Annotated in this window: 16 protein-coding genes; 5 read left to right on the top strand and 11 right to left on the bottom strand. The window is 63.7% G+C overall.

Translation table 11 applies throughout. The features are described 5' to 3' along the window. Positions 1-282 precede the first annotated feature (282 nt). From GXY33_06700 to GXY33_06690, 3 genes are read left to right on the top strand one after another with little or no spacing between them, the layout of a single operon-like run. Positions 283-1,950 carry an AMP-binding protein gene (locus GXY33_06700; GenBank protein ID NLX04815.1) on the top strand — a complete coding sequence of 556 codons (1,668 nt, stop codon included), beginning with the start codon at positions 283-285 and terminating at the stop codon, positions 1,948-1,950. A gap of 9 nt (positions 1,951-1,959) precedes the next feature. Further along, complete coding sequence (locus GXY33_06695) at positions 1,960-2,481, top strand: shikimate kinase (GenBank protein ID NLX04814.1); 522 nt, start codon at positions 1,960-1,962, stop codon at positions 2,479-2,481. Next, complete coding sequence (locus GXY33_06690; protein NLX04813.1) at positions 2,481-3,440, top strand: D-2-hydroxyacid dehydrogenase; 960 nt, start codon at positions 2,481-2,483, stop codon at positions 3,438-3,440. The genes GXY33_06695 and GXY33_06690 overlap by 1 nt, the downstream gene beginning before the upstream one ends. Before the next feature lie 3 nt (positions 3,441-3,443). Here GXY33_06690 and GXY33_06685 read toward each other — a convergent pair whose 3' ends face one another. From GXY33_06685 to GXY33_06635, 11 genes are all read right to left on the bottom strand, one after another. Next, on the bottom strand, positions 3,444-4,409 hold the full coding sequence (locus GXY33_06685) for an aldo/keto reductase (GenBank protein NLX04812.1): 966 nt from the start codon (positions 4,407-4,409) through the stop codon (positions 3,444-3,446). Between the two features lie 30 nt (positions 4,410-4,439). Beyond that, the gene (locus GXY33_06680) at positions 4,440-4,766 is read right to left on the bottom strand and encodes a hypothetical protein (protein NLX04811.1); all 327 of its coding nucleotides are present in this window, start codon (positions 4,764-4,766) and stop codon (positions 4,440-4,442) included. Then, positions 4,718-5,143, bottom strand: coding sequence for a hypothetical protein (locus GXY33_06675; protein NLX04810.1), 426 nt, complete (start codon positions 5,141-5,143; stop codon positions 4,718-4,720). The genes GXY33_06680 and GXY33_06675 overlap by 49 nt, the downstream gene beginning before the upstream one ends. A 34-nt stretch (positions 5,144-5,177) precedes the next feature. Further along, on the bottom strand, positions 5,178-6,452 hold the full coding sequence (locus GXY33_06670) for an exo-alpha-sialidase (protein NLX04809.1): 1,275 nt from the start codon (positions 6,450-6,452) through the stop codon (positions 5,178-5,180). Positions 6,453-6,534: 82 nt separating this feature from the next. Then, positions 6,535-7,212: a hypothetical protein gene (locus tag GXY33_06665; GenBank protein ID NLX04808.1), complete on the bottom strand. Its 678-nt coding sequence runs from the start codon at positions 7,210-7,212 to the stop codon at positions 6,535-6,537. 231 nt (positions 7,213-7,443) lie between these two features. After that, entirely contained in the window at positions 7,444-8,964 is a 1,521-nt protein-coding gene (locus GXY33_06660; GenBank protein ID NLX04807.1) for a right-handed parallel beta-helix repeat-containing protein, read from the bottom strand. Between the two features lie 21 nt (positions 8,965-8,985). Further along, positions 8,986-9,660: a DUF1559 domain-containing protein gene (locus GXY33_06655; GenBank protein NLX04806.1), complete on the bottom strand. Its 675-nt coding sequence runs from the start codon at positions 9,658-9,660 to the stop codon at positions 8,986-8,988. A gap of 41 nt (positions 9,661-9,701) precedes the next feature. Continuing rightward, positions 9,702-10,826 carry a LacI family transcriptional regulator gene (locus GXY33_06650; protein NLX04805.1) on the bottom strand — a complete coding sequence of 375 codons (1,125 nt, stop codon included), beginning with the start codon at positions 10,824-10,826 and terminating at the stop codon, positions 9,702-9,704. Between the two features lie 200 nt (positions 10,827-11,026). Next, on the bottom strand, positions 11,027-12,928 hold the full coding sequence (locus GXY33_06645) for a hypothetical protein (protein NLX04804.1): 1,902 nt from the start codon (positions 12,926-12,928) through the stop codon (positions 11,027-11,029). A 64-nt stretch (positions 12,929-12,992) separates the two neighbouring features. Beyond that, positions 12,993-13,718 carry a prepilin-type N-terminal cleavage/methylation domain-containing protein gene (locus tag GXY33_06640; GenBank protein ID NLX04803.1) on the bottom strand — a complete coding sequence of 242 codons (726 nt, stop codon included), beginning with the start codon at positions 13,716-13,718 and terminating at the stop codon, positions 12,993-12,995. A gap of 44 nt (positions 13,719-13,762) precedes the next feature. After that, positions 13,763-14,866, bottom strand: a complete 1,104-nt coding sequence (locus tag GXY33_06635; protein NLX04802.1) for a substrate-binding domain-containing protein — start codon at positions 14,864-14,866, stop codon at positions 13,763-13,765. A gap of 296 nt (positions 14,867-15,162) precedes the next feature. On the opposite strand from GXY33_06635, the gene GXY33_06630 reads away from it, so the two are divergent. Together GXY33_06630 and GXY33_06625 are read left to right on the top strand one after the other, a co-directional pair. After that, positions 15,163-18,204 carry a glycoside hydrolase family 2 gene (locus GXY33_06630; protein NLX04801.1) on the top strand — a complete coding sequence of 1,014 codons (3,042 nt, stop codon included), beginning with the start codon at positions 15,163-15,165 and terminating at the stop codon, positions 18,202-18,204. A gap of 200 nt (positions 18,205-18,404) precedes the next feature. Continuing rightward, on the top strand, positions 18,405-18,789 hold a 385-nt coding region (locus tag GXY33_06625), incomplete at its 3' end, for a hypothetical protein (GenBank protein ID NLX04800.1).

The raw sequence follows: 18,789 nt of genomic DNA, 5'->3' as shown, positions 1-18,789 counted from the left end.
GTCTACAAACTTCTCATATTCTACGCTGATCGCTCATCCGTGCGAAACCAAATCGTCCCTTCGCTCCTATAATTGCCCAACAAAGCACCAAAAACCGTCGTCGACAGGCCCGGCGACCCCGTTTGCCATTCGTCAGAAACAATTACATGATAGGCGAGAATTTTGTGTGGACTTTTTCACCCGACATCAGTAACTTATTATTAGTAAACGCCGGATCGCAGAAGAAACACTGAGAAAATCACTGCGAAGCACTGAGAACCGTGCCCGAGGTGCATGGGCGAAATGAATACGTTACCGGAGCTGCTGGCTTATAGCGCGCATCGATTCGGTGACTCGCCGGCTTTTCAGACGCTCAACGAAGAGGGCGAGATCCAGGGCTATACCTACCGCCAGATCGCCATCGGAGCCGACCTGGTGGCCAAGTGGTTGGCCCAGCGCGGCGTCGCCCGCTGCGACCACGTGGCCCTGATCTCCGAGAACCGACCCGAGTGGAGCATGGCCTACTTCGCCATTCATCTCCTCGGCGCCGTCGTCGTTCCCGTCGACACCCGCCTGGGTCCTGACGAAATCCGCGACATCCTGGTCCAATCCTGCTCGAAAACCCTGGTCTCGTCCGAGCAGATGGGCGAGGTCGCCCGCCGGGCCGCCGCCGGTCTGGACGGCCTCAACGTCGTCTATCTCGAACAGGCCCTCTCCGAAAGAATTACCGACCCAGCTATCCCATTCCCCGATCTGACGCTCCAGAACGCCGCCCCCGATGACATCGCCGTCATCACCTTCACCTCCGGCGCCACCGGCGATCCAAAGGGAATCATGCTGACCCATCGGAACATCGCCTCGAATATCACCGCCGCCTCCCAGGCGTTCGACTGCTATCCCGACGACCGCTTCATCTCCCTGCTGCCCCTCAGCCACGTCTTCGAAAAAACCGCTGGCATGCTCGTGCCGTTCTACAACGGGGCCTGCGTGACCTACGTCCACTCGCTCAACCCGCGGATCATCGCTGAGGCCATGCAGAAGCTCGACACCACGATATGCCTCATCGTCCCCGCCGTCGCCCGCCTCTTCCACAAACGCATCGTCACCGCCGTTGCGGAATCGCCGCTCTGGCGGCGGACGTTCTACCACGCCCTCATGGCGGTCAGCCGGGCCGGCCGGCGACGCGGTTGGCACGTCGGACGGTTCTTCTTCCGAAAGCTCCGCCGACGCTTCGGCTCGCAGATGCGATATTTCGTCTCCGGCGGCGCGCCCCTCGACCCGGAAATCGCCGAATTCTTCGACTGCATCGGCCTGCCGATCCTGCAGGGCTACGGCCTCTCCGAAGCCGCCCCCATCGTCAGCACCAACACGATCTTGTCCCACCGTCTCGGATCGGTCGGCCGACCGATACCCGGCCTCGACGTCGTCGTCCAGCCTCGTGAAGGCTGCGAGCCCGGCGCCGGCGAAGTCCTCGTCCGCGGCCCCAACATCATGGCCGGCTACTTCCAGGACGCCCAGGCCACCGCCCAGGTCCTTCGCGACGGCTATCTGCACACCGGCGACATCGGCTGGTTGGACGACGACGGATACCTCTTCATCTCCGGACGCCTCAAGAACGTCATCATCGGCGAATCCGGCAAGAACGTCTCGCCCGAAGAGGTCGAAAAGGCCATCGCCCGAAGCCCGCTCATCAAGGAGGTCTGCGTCTTGGGACGGCGCAACGGCAGCCGCTCCGAGGAAGTCGCCGCCCTCGTCGTCCCGCACGACGAACTCTCGCAGGACAAGTCCGAAACCGAACTCTCCCGTATGATCCGCACCGAACTCCGCAAGGTCTGCCGCACCCTCGCCGACTACAAACGACCCAAGTACTTCGCCCTCTCCGCCCAGGAGTTCCCCAAGACCACCACCCTCAAAATCAAGAAACCCGAACTCCTCAAGCAGATCCAGAACTACCCCTTCCGGCCCGTCTAGTCGCCACCCATGACCTCACGCCTCCGCGAACGCGACAACATCGTCCTGATCGGCATGCCCGGCGTCGGCAAGAGCACCGTCGGCGTTCTCCTCGCCAAGGTCACCAGTCTCGACTTTATCGACACCGACGTCTACATCCAGGCACGCCTCGGCCGGCGTCTCCAGGAGATCATCGACGCCAACGGACGCGAGGAATTCCTCAGAACCGAAGAGGCCGAAGTCCTCACCCTCAACTGCCGCGACTTCGTCATCGCCACCGGCGGAAGCGTCATCTACAGCCAGGCCGCCATGGCCCATCTCAAACGCCGCGGACTCGCCGTCCATCTCGACCTGCCCTTCGACCGCCTCGAAAAACGACTGACCAACCTGCTGACCCGCGGCGTCGTCATGCCGCCCGGTTACTCCCTTGCCCAGCTCTACGACGAACGCCAGCCGTTGTATCGCCGGCACGCCGACGTTACCATCGACTGCAACGGACTCGATCACCAGCAGGTGGTCGACTGCATCCTGCGGACGCTGGAGATCGGCTGATGAAAATCGTGGTGCTCGACGGCTTCACCCTCAATCCCGGCGACCTGAGCTGGGCCGCCCTCGAACAGCTCGGCGACCTGACCGTCCACGACCGCACGCCCGCCGACCACATCCTTGCCCGCGCCGCCGGCGCTGCGATCCTCCTGACCAACAAAACCCCTCTGACCGCTCAGACCATCCGCGCGCTGCCCGACCTCCAATACATCGGCGTCCTCGCCACCGGCTACAACGTCGTCGATGTTCAAGCCGCCGCCGATCGCGACATCCCCGTCACCAACGTGCCCACCTATGGCACCCATTCCGTCGCCCAGCTCACCTTCGCCCTCCTGCTCGAGCTCTGCCACCACGTCCAGGCCCACAGCGATGCCGTCCGCCGCGGCCAGTGGTCCGCCAGCCGCGATTTCTGCTTCTGGAATTCTCCCCTGATCGAACTGGCCGATAAGACCATCGGCATCATCGGCTTCGGACGCATCGGCCGACAGGTCGCCCAAATCGCCGACGCCCTGGGCATGGCCGTCCTCGCCGCTGACCGGGTCAAAAACCCGCCGCCGACGCTGCGACGATTCGCCTGGGCCGAAATCCCCGACCTGCTCGCCAACGCCGACGTGGTCAGCCTCCACTGCCCCCTCTTCCCCGAAACCCAGGGCCTCATCAACCGTCAGACCCTCGACCGGATGAAACCCTCCGCCTTCCTGCTCAACACCTCGCGCGGTCCGCTCATCGTCGAACAGGACCTCGCCGACGCCCTGGCCGCCGGCCGAATCGCCGGCGCCGCCGTCGATGTCCTCTCAGCCGAGCCGCCGCCGCCCAACAACCCCCTCCTGGCCGCCAAAAACTGCCTGGTCACCCCGCACATCGCCTGGGCCACCCGCGAAGCCCGCCAACGCCTCATGCACACCGCCGTCGAAAACCTCCGCGCCTTCCTCGCCGGAAACCCCGTCAACGTCGTCAACCGTTGACCGTCACCCCTTCTTCTCGCTGTACCGCGGATGCCAGGTCCACAGCGTGTCCGTCGGACCCAGCTCCGCCGACAGCGGCCAGCTCACCTCCGAAAGCCTCTGCCAATCCTCCGTCGCCAGCCGCCAGCCCAGCGCCCCGATATTGTCATCCACCTGCTCCGGACGCGACGCCCCAACGATCGGAGCCGTCACACCCTCCTGATCCAGCAGCCAGCGAAGCGCCGTCTGCGTCAGGCTCTTGCCGTACTTGTCCGCCACCTCCTCGAGCGCCGCGACCACCCGCAAAACCTCCGGAAACCCCTTCGCATCCAGACGTCGGTTCCGCTCCCGCGAATCCGTGGGAACCCGATCCAGACTCCTGAACTTGCCCGCCAGAATCCCCTGGCACAGCGACGAATACGGAATCACCGCGATCCGGTGCTCCCGGCACATCGGCAGCACGCTCTTCTCGATCGACCGCCACAACAGGCTATGGCATGGCTGAAGACAGTCCACCCGCGACGGGTCCGCCAACTCCCGCCACTCCAGCTCCATCCAGTTCGAAACCCCGATCGCCCTAATCTTGCCCTCCTGCTTGAACCGCTCCAGCAGGGCCACCGTCTCCTCCATCTTCTCTTCCCGCTGCGGCCAGTGCTGCTGGTACAGGTCGATGTAATCGGTCCCCAGCCGCCGCAGGGAGTTCTCCAACCCCTCGCGAACCTTCTCCGGCTTGGTCGTCGACGCGCTCAGCTTCGTCGCCACCACCACCTTCTCCCGCCGACCCGCGATCACCTTGCCCACCAACTCTTCCGAATGGCCGCGGCCGTACGCCGGCGCCGTGTCCAGAAAGTTCAGCCCGCGGTCCAGCGCGTGCGCCAGCGTCCGCATGAACCGCTCGTCGTCCGACGTCTCCCAACCCGCCGCCTGCCAGCAGCCGATGCACAACCGGCTCACGCGGATCCCGGTTCGCCCCAGTTCCGTCATCTCCATCCTTCTCATCCTCCCGCGATCAATCACCGTTCAATCCGGCACGACGATCTCGTACCGATACGCGTGCGGCTCCACGCCGCACTCCTCGTGCCGCCCCTGATTGCCCGGACACCCGGTCATCAGCAGCACGATGTTCCCCGTCTCCCGATCCTCATACCGCGCGAAATTCGAAAACCGGATCTGCTCGTACTGGTCCGGCTGACGCGTCTCAATCGCCGTAATCGACTCCCGTATCACCCGCAGCGACGGCTCGGCGATCTCCGCGATCTGCAGCGTCGTCCGCGGATCGCAGCCGTAGACCGGCTCGTTTACGATGTTCGTAATCCGGAAAACCGCGTCGGCATCCCCTTGTCCCACGGCACCAGACCCTCGATGTCCAGCCATCCCATAAACAACCTCACCATCGCGTCCGTCTTCGGATCGACCGCGTACTTCGGCAGCCATCGCTGCCAACGCCACTTGCCCTCCAGCATGTGGTACTTCTCCCACGTCTCGATCACCTTCCACGTCCGCCCGTTGTCCTCGCTCCGGCGGATCACCGGCGGGTCGATCCGCTCACCTTTGTCCCGCAACCCGCGGCTGCGAAAGTAAAATTCCCGCGACCCGCCGAACGCCACCGTCTCGGTCAACACGTTCTCGCGAGCCGAGGCGTAGAACGCCTCATACACGTGGGCCTCCTGCAGGATCGTCGGCTGCTCGATGTGCATCGATCGCCGCACTCTGATCGCGCTCATGTTCAGCGCTCCTTGGCCGGTTCGCGCGTCCCGCTCATTCCGGAAGCTCGATCTCATATCGATAGCTGTGCGGCTCCACGCCGCACTCCTCGTGCCGTCCGACGTTGCCGGGATTCTCCGACATCAGCATCACCAGATTTCCCGTCTCGCGGTCCTCGTAGCGAGCCCAGTTCGAAAACCGGATGTACTCCGGCTGATCCGGTCGGCGCGATTCGATCACCGTGATCGAGTCGCGGATCACCCGCAGCGAGGGCTCCTCGATCTCCGCGATCTGCAGCGTCGTCCGCGGGTCGCAGGCGTAGGCCGGCTCGTCCACGATGTTCGTAATCATATACAGCCGACCGTTGCGGCTCGACCGCAGCACGTGGGCCAGGCACGCCGGAATGTGCACCTTCTCGCCCGTATCGTCGTACCGCATCACCTGAGGCTCGCTCCACGTCCTGCCCATATCGTCGCTGGTCACGTAGTACCGCCCGCCGGACTCGAACCCGCCGTCACGGTGCACGTGCACCCGCATCGTCAGCCACAGCCGCCCGTCCTTCAGCATCGCCGCGCTCGGCTCCACGCCGCCGTAAAACGACTGCTTCGCCCCGACCGTCGCGTACGACGTCATTTCCCACGCGATGCCCGACCCGTCCTCGGCAAACCGGCCGAAAAGGCACGCGCTCTGGTGGCGGCCCGTCATCGGATCCGCCGGCTCGCCGACGATCTGCGTGCCAAACGTCAGCATGAACCGCCCGTCGTCCAGATACACCGGCGGCCCGCCCAGAACGCCCCGATTCCTCCCGAACCACAACCCCGGCCCCCAATGCACCCCGTTGTACTCCTCGCCCGCGAAGACCATCTGCCGCATCGGGGACCACGTCCGCCCCAGATCGTTCGACAGTTGCACGAACACCAACCCGCTGATCGGCGTCGGATTCCCCTTGTCCCACGAAACCAGACCCTCCACGTCGAGCCAGCCCATGCAAAGCCGCGCAAGCTGCCCGCCCGGTCCGTAAACGTAAGTGGGACTCCACCGCAGCCACCGCCACGGGCCCTCCACGTGGTGGTACTGCGTCCACGTCTCGATCTCCCGCCACGATCGGCCGTTGTCCTCGCTGAGCCGTAACACCAGCGGCGGCGCCTTGTCGCACTGGTCCGACAATCCGCGGCTGCGGAAGTAAAACTCCCGCGACGACCCGTACAGAACGCTCTCAACCAGGATGTTGCGGTCCGTCGAGATGTACCCCACCTCGGGCACCTCGACGTCCTGAAGATAATCTGTCTGCTCGATGTGCAGACAACGGCGCACTTGAATCGTACCCATTTCGAATGGCTCCTTCTGAGACGGGCCCTTGGACACCGGTCTTCTGCGGCGGGTCTATTCGGCGGTCAAGCCTGTGCTTGCGCTATTGCTTTGGCTTCTCTCCCGTGATCGCGATCAAAGACAGCACCGGTCCCGTGTCGTTCGAAATGAAATCCAGCGAATCAAGCGGGACCTCCGGATGCGGATTCTCCCACGTGAACATGTAGACCCCCACGTCCGCCCCCATTCCCACCTTGCCCTGCCACGCCACTCTCGCCTCCGGCAGCTCGCCCGGGCCGTGCCAGTCCCGCAGATTCTGCGGAATCACCAGCGGGATTGTCTCCGTCAGCCCCGGCTGCGCGTAGTGAATCCGATACTCGCCCACCTCGCCCGGCTTCGACCAAGCCGACTTCTGAATGATGTACAGCCGCTCGGCCCGGCGCTCGCCCAAGTCCACCCCCATCACCTTCAAGGGCAACTCATCGCCCAGATGCTCGCTGCTGCCCAACTCGATCTGCGCCGTTCCCTTATTTTTGTCCTCGTCGATGATGTCGAACGGAATCCCCAAAAACACCTGCCGGCCCGTCGGAAACTCCCGCAGGTCGTTCCACTCCACCGGCGTCTCCTTGTCCGTCGCGAACCCAGCCGTCGTGTACGGCCGAAGATTGACGGTATAAAACCCATCCACGTCCGTCGTTGTCCGCGGACCCAAAGACTGGCACCCGCCCATACCCCACATCGCCACCGTTCCCATCACAACCGATACGGCAAAACGTTTCATCGGCGTCTCCCTTGCAAAAGTGACTACCACCGGTATAGCCGCCCCAATCCCACTTTGCCAGCGCAAACTCCCCCTTTTCCACAACCCGCCAACCACCCAGCCCGACGCCACGACAGGAAAAGGGGACATTCTACTTTTCCGCCAGAAACGTTCCGTTAGTCCCGATAGGGGGGGCGTTCTGCCGCAAAGCGGCAGGTTGACCGCCATTCCCATTCTCCGCCCGCCGGCGAACTACCGCTGATGCGCGCCGATATCCGGCGCCCGGTCCGAAGGCACCGGGTTCCCCCAGAAATCCCGCCCGCCGTTGTTCTCGACGACCCGCCCCGCCCGCAAACACGGCGAACCTTCGCCAAGCCGATAGCCGCCCAGCGATCCCAACCCATCCTTGCCGCTCCCTGGGGCAACGAACAGCGGGTCCGCCGTGATCCCATCAACTCCCGCCGGCGGCCCAAACCTGGTCCCGAAAAAAACGTTGTTCTCGAACGCCAGCTTCCGGATCCCACCAATCACCCAACCCAGGCTCGTCTCCGGTTCCGCGTAAAAAACATTGTTGTAGAACCGCACATCCTCCGGCGGACCCAACTCGGTGACCCACGTGTTGATCATCGGCCGCCCGTTCATCCGCTTCGAAACGTAGATCACGTTGTTGTAGAACCGCACGTCCCGGACCGGTCCGACGAACATGATGGGGTTGCCTTCCGTCTTGCCGTTCGGATCGCCGTCGTTCTGGCTGATGTTGTACCGGACAATCGTGCCGACGTTGCCCGCGCTGGACGGGTCGCCCGGCTTGGCCCAGTTGCACGCCATGAAAAATCCGCCCTCGTTGTCGTGGCTGTAGTTGTATTGGATGATCGTGTTGCGGCAGTTGTAGTCCGAGTCGAAACCCTGGCCGTCATGCCCGCCGTCCAGCCTCATTCCGCTGACCTCGTTGAACTGAATCACCGTATTGTCGCTGGCGAATGGCCAGATCCCGCACGCCGCGTCCTTGGCCCTCTGCCGGCCGTCGCGCAAGACGTTCCGCTCGATCAGGCAGCCGTCCGTCCCGATCGGAACGATCCCGTCGCCGCCGAAATCCTCGATCACGTTCCCGCGTATCACCACGTTCAGGCTGGGATGCCATTCCCGCCGGTCGCCGTACCCGCCGCCCACGATCCCGTTGCGGTCCGTCCGAACCAGGCGGCAGTTCTCGATCACCAGCCCGTCGAACCGGCTCTTGACCCGCTCTCCGCCGTTGCTCCACGCGATCCCCGACCCGCCGCCGTCCGCCTTCACGTTCGTCCCGTTCACGTCGTGAATGTAAAGGTCTCTGATCCGGATATGACGCGCCGTCCCGAAATCGTCGACGCGGATGCGAACCCCGCTCCTCGGCCCTCGCGTCTTGCCCGTATTCGTGATCTCCAGCCCGCTGACTTCCCAGTACTCGACGTTGTGCAGCACAAGGGCGCTGTCGACCCCTTCGCCGTCAATCCGAGGCCGATCCCCTTCGCCGTAGACGCCGATAACGATCAGCCGGCCTTCCTCGCCCGAACCTTTCGGCGCAAGCTGTCCCGCGTACCGGCTTCCCCTCTTAAAGAGTATCCTGTCGCCCGGACCGAACGTCTGCTGATTGACCTTCTCCAGGCTCTTCCATGCCGACCCGGACGATCGCCCGTCGTTCCCGTCGTCTCCGGCCCCGGCGTCCACGTAATACGTGACTTGCCCGGCCGCGACACCGATCAGAAGGCACACCATCATCCCGATGCGAATGGTCATGCCAAATCCTCCCTGCCGAGGTCAGAACCAGTCGAGAAACCACCATGCCCAGTCGCCGCACTTGCCATACGTCTGATCGGGACTGATCCACGTGACGCGGCCGTCCACCTTCAGCACGTTCGCCCCGCGGGACTGGTGATTCTCATGCCAGCCGGTGGCGAAGTAGTAGGGCCTCCACCATGAGTAGATATCGATCGTCGCCGCCCGCGCCGGCGGCAGGGCGTCCAATCGGCCCGCCTCGCCCGTCGAGTTCGCGTTCGACCCCGCCTCCGGATTGATCATGTACGACGTGTTCTCGCCGTGATCCGCTCCGTACCGAAAGTTCCGGTCCTCCGGGCACTGCATGATCACCGGGCATCCGTAGGCCTGCCCGTCCCCCACGTAGCCCTTCAGCAGGCCGAACTGAACCCGCTCCATCACGCTCCAACCCGGGCCCGGATACAGCCACCACCACGGGGACGGGTACGGCGACTTGTCTCGCCGGTTGTACGGCAACACCCCGTGGTGGTCGTTCGCGTACATCCCCAACGCTATCCCGATCTGCCGCTGGTTGTTCATGCACACCAGACGCCGAGCCTGCTCCCGCGCCGCCGAGAGCGCCGGCAGCAGCATCGCCACCAGCACCGCGATGATCGCCACCACCACCAGCAACTCGATCAGCGTAAAACCAAGGCCGTTTCTCTTAGCTTGCAGCATCGCGATGTCTCACGTAACTCCAAAAACCGTTTCCCTGGACGCTATGGCCCGACCGACGGCCGCCAGTGCGCCGTCCGATCCGCGTAAAGGCACACGCCTTCCTCGTGCCGGCACCGCCGAACCCCCTCAGCCCACGCCGAGCCTGGCCGGGCCGTCGTCCACCCCGGTCGCAACGTTCCCGCAATCGGCGGCTCCGGCTCGCTTATCTCTTCGCCCGACACCAAGGCCAGCAGACGCGCCGCCGCACGCACCGCCATCTGCCCCTCAGCCACCTCCACCGTCGTCGGCCGGTAATCCGATAGAACCACCTGCCACGGCGACGCGAAATATGCCAACGAAAGCTCCTCGGGAACCCGAATGCCCAAACGAAGCGCCGTGTGCGACAAAGCATCGTACGCCCCTCGATGCTGACCGATCGCCGCCGTGACCCGAAGCCGCGGAACCAGCAACGCCTCCGCCAAGCCTACCATGCAGCTCGCCCGAGGCCCGATCAGCACGCCCGAAGTGTCCAAACCCGCCGCCTCCAACTCGCCCAGCACGCCGCGGGCGCGTCGCGAGAGCACGTAATTGGGCGACTCGAACGCGATGTACCCGATCCGCCGGTGCCCCAAATCGATCAGGTGCCGCACGAGCATCCGGGCGTTCGCCTCCTCATCGCTCATCACCGAGTGCGGGTGCTCCGCTTGGTCCCGGTTCATCCACACCACCGGCGCCCCAAGCCGCGCCAGGTGCTCGTCCACGGTCGCCGGCACAACGCCTCCAGCCGGAAGACCCAGGATCCCATCAACCGCCAACTCAGAAAAAATCCGAGGTGGCTCCCGGAACGCATCATCCAGCAGGTCCAGGTGAAGCGGCTCCAGCACCAGCGAATACCCGTGCTCCGCCAGGTGGTCCGCCGCCGGATCTAGAAAACCCGTGTTCGGAAAGTAGCCGCTCCCGTCAGAACCATATTGCACCACCACCCCCGCGATCCGGTTGAACCGACCCTGACGCGTCGCTCGCGACGCCGCGTTCGGCAAGTACCCCATGTCCTGGGCCACCCTCAGAATCTCAGCCCGCTTCGACGCACTGATCCCAGCCGTCCCACGGCTGTGGTTCACCACCCGCGATACCGCCGTCTTGCTCACCCCCGCTCGCCTCGCAATATCCGCCAGCGTCACCGCCATCGCCCAAGTTATCTCCTATCAATCGTTAAATATAGCCTAATCAATCGATAAATATTGTCAAGCCATTTTTCCCCGCCGACTCGTGGAATGGGACTCCCCGCCCAAAACCCAGCCGATCACCTGCGTCGCCACCCCATCCCGACCAACCCGAATAGCTGGCCCGACCCTCCACCAGGCCGAACCGCCCCCCCAACGCCCGCCTACGGCGCCGCCTCCTCAAAAATCACCCGATACAGCCGCACCCCGTCCACCAACTCCATCGCCGACCCCTGGCCCGCCAATCGGCGAATCTCATCGCCCCCATCATCCAGATGAATCACCGCTTTGACCTGCCGGTCCCCAAACCCGATCGTCCCAGTCACGAACGTCACGTCCTCCCACTGCTCAAAATCATCCCGATCCTCATACGTGCCTCCCGCCAGTCCCACCGCCGTCACCTCGCAATCGTAATCCGCTTGGCCCTCGTCCATAAACTCCGCGATCACCACGTTGCACTTGTCGCTCGTGATATCCATCTCCGCCTTCTCGAACGCCAGCTTCTGCGGCGTATCGCACGCCGCTGCGACAAAATGCTCCGTCTCCACCCGCAACAATCCCTTGCCGTTGGCCCGGTACACCTGATCCGTCTCCACGTTCGCCCGGCTGAAGATGCGCTTCAGCGCCTCGACGTCCTCCAGCGCCTTGATCTCCCTCGACTTGTACAGCCGTCCCGACGCCCGATACACCAACTGCCACGGAATCTCCCCGATGAAGTCCAACGCCCCGACCTCGCCCTTGACCAACTCCTTGTACTGGAACCGATTCTTGTGATACCGCAAGTTCCATGCGAACCACGTGATCCCGTCCATCCCCGTCAGCGACTGGTACACCGCCGTGAACAGCGGCGACGGTATCCGACTCGCATTCGTCATCCCGTACTCGCTCCGCCAATACGGCTTGCCCCACGCGTATGGATGCGGCTCCGCCGGCACCCGCGTCCGCGTAATCACGATATTCGACCACCGGAAGAAATCGACGTTCGCGTCCGGATACTCGTGATCCTCCAGATACGGGCACAGGTCGCTCTCCGCCCATAGCCGGGCCGTACCCGCGTGCGAATTGTTGAAATCCCCGTACATCGTCGGACCCGCAAAACCCGCCTGCCGGTAACACTCCTGCATCCGCCCCTGAAACGCCATGTCGATCTCGGTCAAAAATGCCAACAGGTCCTCGTCCCGCTTGGCTGAGTACTCCTTCGCCTCGTCGTGCGTCGGAGCCAACGCCACCGAACTGCCGCTCAGGCTCTCGCCCTCGACCAACCCCTTCACGCCATCCTGCCGCCACGCCTCCGCCAACTTCTCGTCCGATCCGTACTTGCCCGCCAGCCACTCGCACCACCGCCCACGCAGCTTCGCCCCAAAATACTCCGGCATCGACCGATGCAGCCCCTTCGCCCGGATCAGCCGAAACCCGTACCCCTCATTGCATGTCGTAATCATCGCCAACTGCGGATCCTCAGCCAGCCGGAATCCCGTCTTGGGATTCCGAAGCCCAAGCACCTGCTGCATGTACTCCTGCGTCAACGTCTCGCACCGCTCATCGAAAATCGGCAGATACGTCATCGCCCGCTTGTGCGTCCCGTTCCACCGATCGAACTGCCCGATCGCCTCCTCCCACGCCTTGCGGTCCGCCTCATCCGTCACCAGAATCGCCGATTCACCCGGCTTGAAGTGCCGCCCGATGATCACGTCGATGCAGATGTAGATTCCCTTCGCACGCATCGCGTTCATCAGCCGCCAGAAATCCTCCACGTTGATCAACTCCCGCGCCGACTCCTTCTCGATCGGCAACACCCCGCACGACCACCCCAGATCACCATAGTGCGTCTCGCCCAGCGTGTGCAGCCGCGCCATGTTGCAGCCGAGAAACCCCAACCGGTCCACCGTCGCGTGCAACTGCGCATCCGTCAGATTCAACCCCCGCACCACGTTCATGCCCCAAATCCGAAACTCCTCCTCCCCGACATAGAACTTGTCTCCGCGCACCGAAAACCGCTCCATCCCCAATCCCGTTCCCGCCGCCGCCAACACCGCCAACGCCACAATCGCCGCTCGTCTGAACATCTTCTGCTCCAGAAGTAAAGCGCCTGCCGGCCTTCCTGCGCCCGCCGCCGCACGTCTACCGCCGCTAAGGCTCTTCCACCCAATAGTAAATCGACGAACTCGGCGCCCGGTGATACATCCACCCGTCGAACGGATCGCCCTTCATCGCCGAAAACGGAACCCACTGCACGTGCCCGTCGCTCCAACCCTGGTTGTATCCCGCCGGGTCGCGCTCGTCGGCCATGTGGTTCGACAACCACTCGCCGGGCGCCTGTGTCCAGCCGCGCCAGATGTCCGCGAACACCGGGCCCATCTCATCCTCCAGCCGGGCCGGCGAAAGCCGTCCCATGTACCGCGGATGCCCCTTCAAATGCGTCTGCACCATGTGCTGATCGTTGAGAAAACACCCTTTGTCCGGACGATACCCCCTCACCAGTCCTTCACTGGACGGGCACCGCCATATCCCGGACCATATCCCATACGACGTCCCGCGATACTCCATCTCCCAGCTCGCCCCCAATCGTCCCAATGCCGTCGCCACCTCCAGGTCCATCGAATACGGCTCCGGACCGCTCGGCCACGTCAGCGCCGGCGGCAGCACCGCGTACTCCTGCCCATACACCACGAACGCCGCTGCAACCTGCCGAATCTGCGATCCGCACACCACCCGCCGCGAACTCTCCCGCGCCGCCGAGAGCGCCGGCAGCAAGATCGCCACCAGCACCGCCACGATCGCCACCACCACCAAAAGCTCAATCAGCGTAAACGACCTTCCCTCCCGAACCCCAATCCTCCACGCTGCCCAACGCATGTTTCGCCTCCGCAAACTCGAAATCCGAAACTCGAAATCCGAAATCATGACTCTCTCGCCCTCCCCGTCGACTCCCGCACCACCAACTCCACCGGCAACACCGTATCCTCCACCTCCCGCTCCTCCAGCATCGCCACCACCTTCCGCACCGCCTCCCGCCCGATCTCCTCCAGCGGCTGACGCACCGTCGTCAGCGGCGGGGCCGCGAACCGCATCGCCGGAAGATCGTCGTACCCGCCCACCGAGACCTCCTCCGGAATCCGCACCCGGTGCCGGTGCAGCAACTGCAACAGCGACATCGACACGTACCCCGACGAAGCCACGATCGCGGTAGGGGGGGCGTCCGACCCGAACAACTGCTCATACACTCGCTCCTGCTCCTCCCACTCCTGCAGCACCGGGTCTTCTGAAATGAATATCCATGACGGCTGAATTGAAAGCCCCCGCTCGCCCATCTTCCGGCAATACGCCTCCATCCGGCGCCGCACGCTGTGAGTCAACTGCGAAGCCCCCACAAACGCGACCCGCCGATGCCCCAGGTCAAACAGGTGATCCATCATCGCCCCGATCCCCGCATGGTCGTCCGACCGGACCATCGGCAGCGCCTTGCCGCTCCCGCTGACCGTCACCGCCTTCACGCCCGCCTGCCTCAGCCCGTCCGGATCGATCAGTTCCGAACTCGTGGCGAAAACGATCATTCCAGCCGCCCGCAACCCACGCCACGTCTCCACCAGACTCCCAGCCGGCGTCATGTACGGGCACGACCAACCCATCCTCTCCGCCTCAAGCCGCATCCCTCGATACACGTTCTGCAAAAAGTCCTGCCGATCGCTGTGAACATCAAGCGGCCAGTATCCCACCGCCGCGACCGTCCGTGTCTCCCGACCGGCCGCCGTCCGGTCCGCCACGAACGTCCCCTTGCCGTTGATGATCTCCACCAACCCCGTCTGCGAAAGATACTGGTACGCCTGCCGCACCGTCCGGTAGTTCACCCCCAACTCCCGCACCAACTGGGGAACCCCCGGCAGCCGCTGCCCACGCCGCAACTCACCCCGCTCGATCATCGCGGCGAACTGCCGCCCGATCTGCCGATAGATCGGCACCCGCAACCCCCGGTCCACTCCAATTGCCAGCTCCGCCGTAGTCATTGTATAGCCTATGTATATAGCATGAGCATGCCCTCATTATCCCGTTTCCCATGACGAAGTCAAGACAAAACGTGACTTGATATAAAAGTCTGCAAGAAAACTACTAATGGTAATACAATCCGATGTAATCGCCGTCGGAGGCGTGGCAATAGCTCTCCCAAAAATGACCAAAGCTATGCGCATTTCACCGATAACACCTCACCATCACCCACACCCCGCGCTTGATTAGCCATCCACGATCCGTTACAAACCTCTGTTCGCCACAGAACCCGAATCGACGATATCAGGAGCCGCCAATGGCCGAGACAACCAAGGTCGACGTCTTCGCACAAATCGCCGCCCAAGCCAGACAGCAGCGAGACGCGCTGCTCATCGAGCCTCAGCCGCCGGCCATCCGCCGCAAAAAACTCGAATCCCGAAAGTCCAGCCTCCACGCCGCCTTCAGCCCGCCCGCCAAACTCGACACGCCCGAAAAACTCCAGCGCGAACTCCAGCGCCTCCGCCGTCAGACCGACAGATTCACCCGCGACCTCGCCCCCAAACTCAAACCGACCCGCAAGACCATCGCCCTCGACTCCTTCGACTTCCGCCACGAAACCCAAGCCGACCGCGCCGACTTCGCTCACACCCTCGCCGGCAGGGGCAAATGGCAGCGCGTCGCCATCCCGCACTTCGGCGGACCCACCGGCCGCGCCGCTGCCTACTACCGCACCACCTTCGACCTCGCCAAGTCCGACCTCGCCAGATCCAAAGCCTGCTGGCTCTGCTTCAAAGGCGCCGACTACAAAACCCACGCCTTTCTCAACGGAACCTACGTCGGCTCCCACGAGGGCTTCTTCGCCCCCTTCGAATTCGACCTCACCGCCGCCGCCCGACCCGGCCGCAACGTCCTGGTCGTCCGCATCGAAAACGACGCCATCTGCATGAGCAACGACTCCTGGGGCGACGACAAAACCCAGGGCGACAAAATCTACGCCGCCACCGGCCTCGGATGGGACGACCCCGAAATCGGATGGCACCACTGCCCGCCCGGCATGGGCATCTATCAGGACGCCTGCGTCCAGGTCCGCGCCAACTACCACGTCGCCGACCTCTTCGTCCGGCCGCTGATCGACCGCAACCAAGCCGAGCTCTGGATCGACCTCTACAGCACCCAGGCCGACGACACCGAACTGGTCCTCGAATACGCCATCCACGGCCAGAACTTCAAACAGACCGTCCTCAAATCCGACAAACAGCAGATCCCCGTCGGCCCCACCCTCAATTACTACCGCTACCGCGTCGACATGCCCGATCCCAAACTCTGGGACCTCGAATCCCCTTGGCTCTACCAGCTCCAGGTCAAACTCTACGACCAGTCCGGCCGTCTCCTCGACGCCGCCGCCCGCCAGTTCGGCCTGCGCGACTTCCGCCTCGATACCTCTACCGAACCTAAAGGCCGATTCCTTCTCAACCGCCGGCCCGTCAAGCTCCGCGGCGCCAACACCATGGGCCACATGCAGCAGTGCGTCGCCAAAAAGGACTGGAACCAGCTCCGCGACGACATTCTCCTCGCCAAACTCTGCAACATGAACTTCTTCCGCCTCACCCAACGCCCCGTTCAGCCGGAAATCTACGAGTTCTGCGACCGACTCGGCATGATGACCCAGACCGATCTGCCCCTCTTCGGCGTCCTCCGCCGAAACCAGTTCGCCGAAACCGTCCGACAGGCCGGCGAAATGGAACGGCTCGTCCGCGCCCATCCCTGCAACGTCGCCGTCTCCTACATCAACGAGCCCTTCTCCGGCGCCTTGGGCCGGGCCCATCGCCACCTCCAGCGCGATGAACTCGAAGCCTTCTTCCAAGCCGCCGACCGCGCCGTCCTCCTCGAAAATCCCGACTGCGTCATCAAGCACGTCGACGGCGACTACGACCCGCCGGACGTCGGCCTGCCCGACAACCACTGCTACAACTGCTGGTACAACCTCCACGGCCTGCCCCTCGGCAAGCTCATCAAAGGCTACTGGCAGAAGGTCAAACCCGGCTGGAACTACGCCTGCGGCGAATTCGGAGCCGAGGGCCTCGACCACGTCAACACCATGCTCGAAGGCTATCCCAAAACCTGGCTGCCCAAAAAACTCGACGAGCCCTGGTCGCCCGCGTCCATCGTCCAGGCCCAGACCGCACGCTTCCACTACGTCTGGTTCACCACCCAACGCACCCTCCCCGAATGGGTTGCCGCGTCCCAGCGCTTCCAGGGCTGGGCCACCGCCACCATGACCGAGGCCTTCCGCCGCGATCCCCGCATGATCAGCTTCGCCATCCACCTCTTCATCGACGCCTTTCCCTCCGGTTGGATGAAGGCCATCATGGACGTCAAACGCCAGCCCAAACCCGCCTACTTCGCCTACCGCGACGCCCTCGCCCCCGTCGCCGCCAACATCCGCTCCGACCGCACCCACTACTTCGCCAACGACCGCCTCGACGCCGAATTCTGGGTCTGCAACGACCTGCCGCACGAACTCAAGGGCCATCGAATCGCCTGGCAACTCCGCCAGGGCCGAAAAACCGTCTTCGCCGCCCAGACCCAAGCCGACGTTCCCGCCCTCGCGCCATCCTGCCAGGGCGTCTTCGACTTCCGCCTGCCGGACGTCGCCGAACGCACCGCCTTCACCCTCCAACTCGCCCTCAAGGACCGAGCCGGCAAGATCGTCCACTGGACCCAAAGGTCCTTCGACGTCTTCCCCAAACTTGCGCCCTCAAGCCGCAAGGTCTACGTCCTCGCCCGCCAGGGCGGCGCCGCCTGGAAACTCGCCCTCCAACTCGGCCTCAAACCCCAACTCTGGAACAACCAGACCGACGCTCCGATCCTCGTCGACTCCCCAGCCGAACTGCGACGCCATAAGTCCGCCCTAAACCAAGCCGTCCGGCAGGGGGGGCGAGTGGTCCTGACCGACCTCGAAATGACCGAAAAAGACTGGAACTCCACCCTCACCTTCGCCAACGCCAAATTCACCCTCCAACACCCCGGCATGGGCCCCCGATACTTCGCCAACTGCTCCACCAGCCATCCCTTGGTCGAAGGCTTCCAGCAAGACGACTTCTTCCTCTGGCACAGCACCGCCACCGACATGATCGAACCCCTCATGCCCGTCACCATGCAAGCCGAAGGCCTCCAAACCATCCTCGCCACCGGTGAAGGCGACTGGGCCGCCAAAACCTGGAACCCAGCCCCCGCCGCCGCCCTCTCCCATCACGGCCAGGGCCAATTCATCGTCTCCCTCATCGCCCTCCTCGACCGAGTCACCACCAACCCCCCAGCCAAACGCTACGCCCTCCGCCTCCTCAACCTCACCTGACAAAAAGGGGACATTCTACTTTATGCCGCCTCCGTCCTTCAGCACAGCCGCCCAGCTCCCGCATCGCCGGTCTTCCCCTTGAAATCACGCCCCCTCTCGGTTATCTATTCCCCCACAACCGAAATGTGGGTCCGCCGCCCTCGACGGACTCCTTGCTATCGCGATCTGTTGATAGTTAGTGCCTGGAGCCAAAAACCCCAATGCCCAAACCGATGACCCCAAAAGAGCGTGTCCTGACCGCCGTCGCTCACCAGGAGCCCGACCGCGTCCCGATCAACTACTACGGCAACGCCGACATCGACCGCCGTCTCCGCGAACACTTCAACGGCCGCGAACCGGACGAAGCCCTCGGTGTCGACTTCCGCACCGTCTGGCCCACCTACACCGGCCCGCGCCTCCACCAGGACCTCGGCCCGATCAAGGTCGACGACTGGGGCGTTCGCCGGCGATGGGTCGACCACGAATCCGGCGGCTACTGGGACTACTGCGAATGGCCCCTCGCCAGCGCCGATCTCGACCAGATCGAAGCCTGGCCCATGCCCGACCCCGACCGCTTCGACTACTCCAACGTCGAAGCCGCCTGCG

Source organism: Phycisphaerae bacterium, from assembly GCA_012729815.1.
GTDB lineage: Bacteria > Planctomycetota > Phycisphaerae > JAAYCJ01 > JAAYCJ01 > JAAYCJ01.
Note: the sequence above shows the minus strand (reverse complement) of the source record. Positions and strands in the feature narration are given on the sequence as shown.

Excerpts from the sequence above, each read along its gene's own strand:
- GXY33_06685 (NLX04812.1), bottom strand. The coding sequence starts at position 4,409 with ATGGAGATGACGGAACTGGGGCGAACCGGGATCCGCGTGAGCCGGTTG.
- GXY33_06675 (NLX04810.1), bottom strand. The coding sequence starts at position 5,143 with ATGAGCGCGATCAGAGTGCGGCGATCGATGCACATCGAGCAGCCGACG.
- GXY33_06700 (NLX04815.1), top strand. The coding sequence starts at position 283 with ATGAATACGTTACCGGAGCTGCTGGCTTATAGCGCGCATCGATTCGGT.
- GXY33_06645 (NLX04804.1), bottom strand. The coding sequence starts at position 12,928 with ATGTTCAGACGAGCGGCGATTGTGGCGTTGGCGGTGTTGGCGGCGGCG.
- GXY33_06665 (NLX04808.1), bottom strand. The coding sequence starts at position 7,212 with ATGAAACGTTTTGCCGTATCGGTTGTGATGGGAACGGTGGCGATGTGG.
- GXY33_06690 (NLX04813.1), top strand. The coding sequence starts at position 2,481 with ATGAAAATCGTGGTGCTCGACGGCTTCACCCTCAATCCCGGCGACCTG.
- GXY33_06660 (NLX04807.1), bottom strand. The coding sequence starts at position 8,964 with ATGACCATTCGCATCGGGATGATGGTGTGCCTTCTGATCGGTGTCGCG.
- GXY33_06655 (NLX04806.1), bottom strand. The coding sequence starts at position 9,660 with ATGCTGCAAGCTAAGAGAAACGGCCTTGGTTTTACGCTGATCGAGTTG.
- GXY33_06650 (NLX04805.1), bottom strand. The coding sequence starts at position 10,826 with ATGGCGGTGACGCTGGCGGATATTGCGAGGCGAGCGGGGGTGAGCAAG.
- GXY33_06640 (NLX04803.1), bottom strand. The coding sequence starts at position 13,718 with ATGCGTTGGGCAGCGTGGAGGATTGGGGTTCGGGAGGGAAGGTCGTTT.
- GXY33_06670 (NLX04809.1), bottom strand. The coding sequence starts at position 6,452 with ATGGGTACGATTCAAGTGCGCCGTTGTCTGCACATCGAGCAGACAGAT.
- GXY33_06635 (NLX04802.1), bottom strand. The coding sequence starts at position 14,866 with ATGACTACGGCGGAGCTGGCAATTGGAGTGGACCGGGGGTTGCGGGTG.
- GXY33_06695 (NLX04814.1), top strand. The coding sequence starts at position 1,960 with ATGACCTCACGCCTCCGCGAACGCGACAACATCGTCCTGATCGGCATG.
- GXY33_06630 (NLX04801.1), top strand. The coding sequence starts at position 15,163 with ATGGCCGAGACAACCAAGGTCGACGTCTTCGCACAAATCGCCGCCCAA.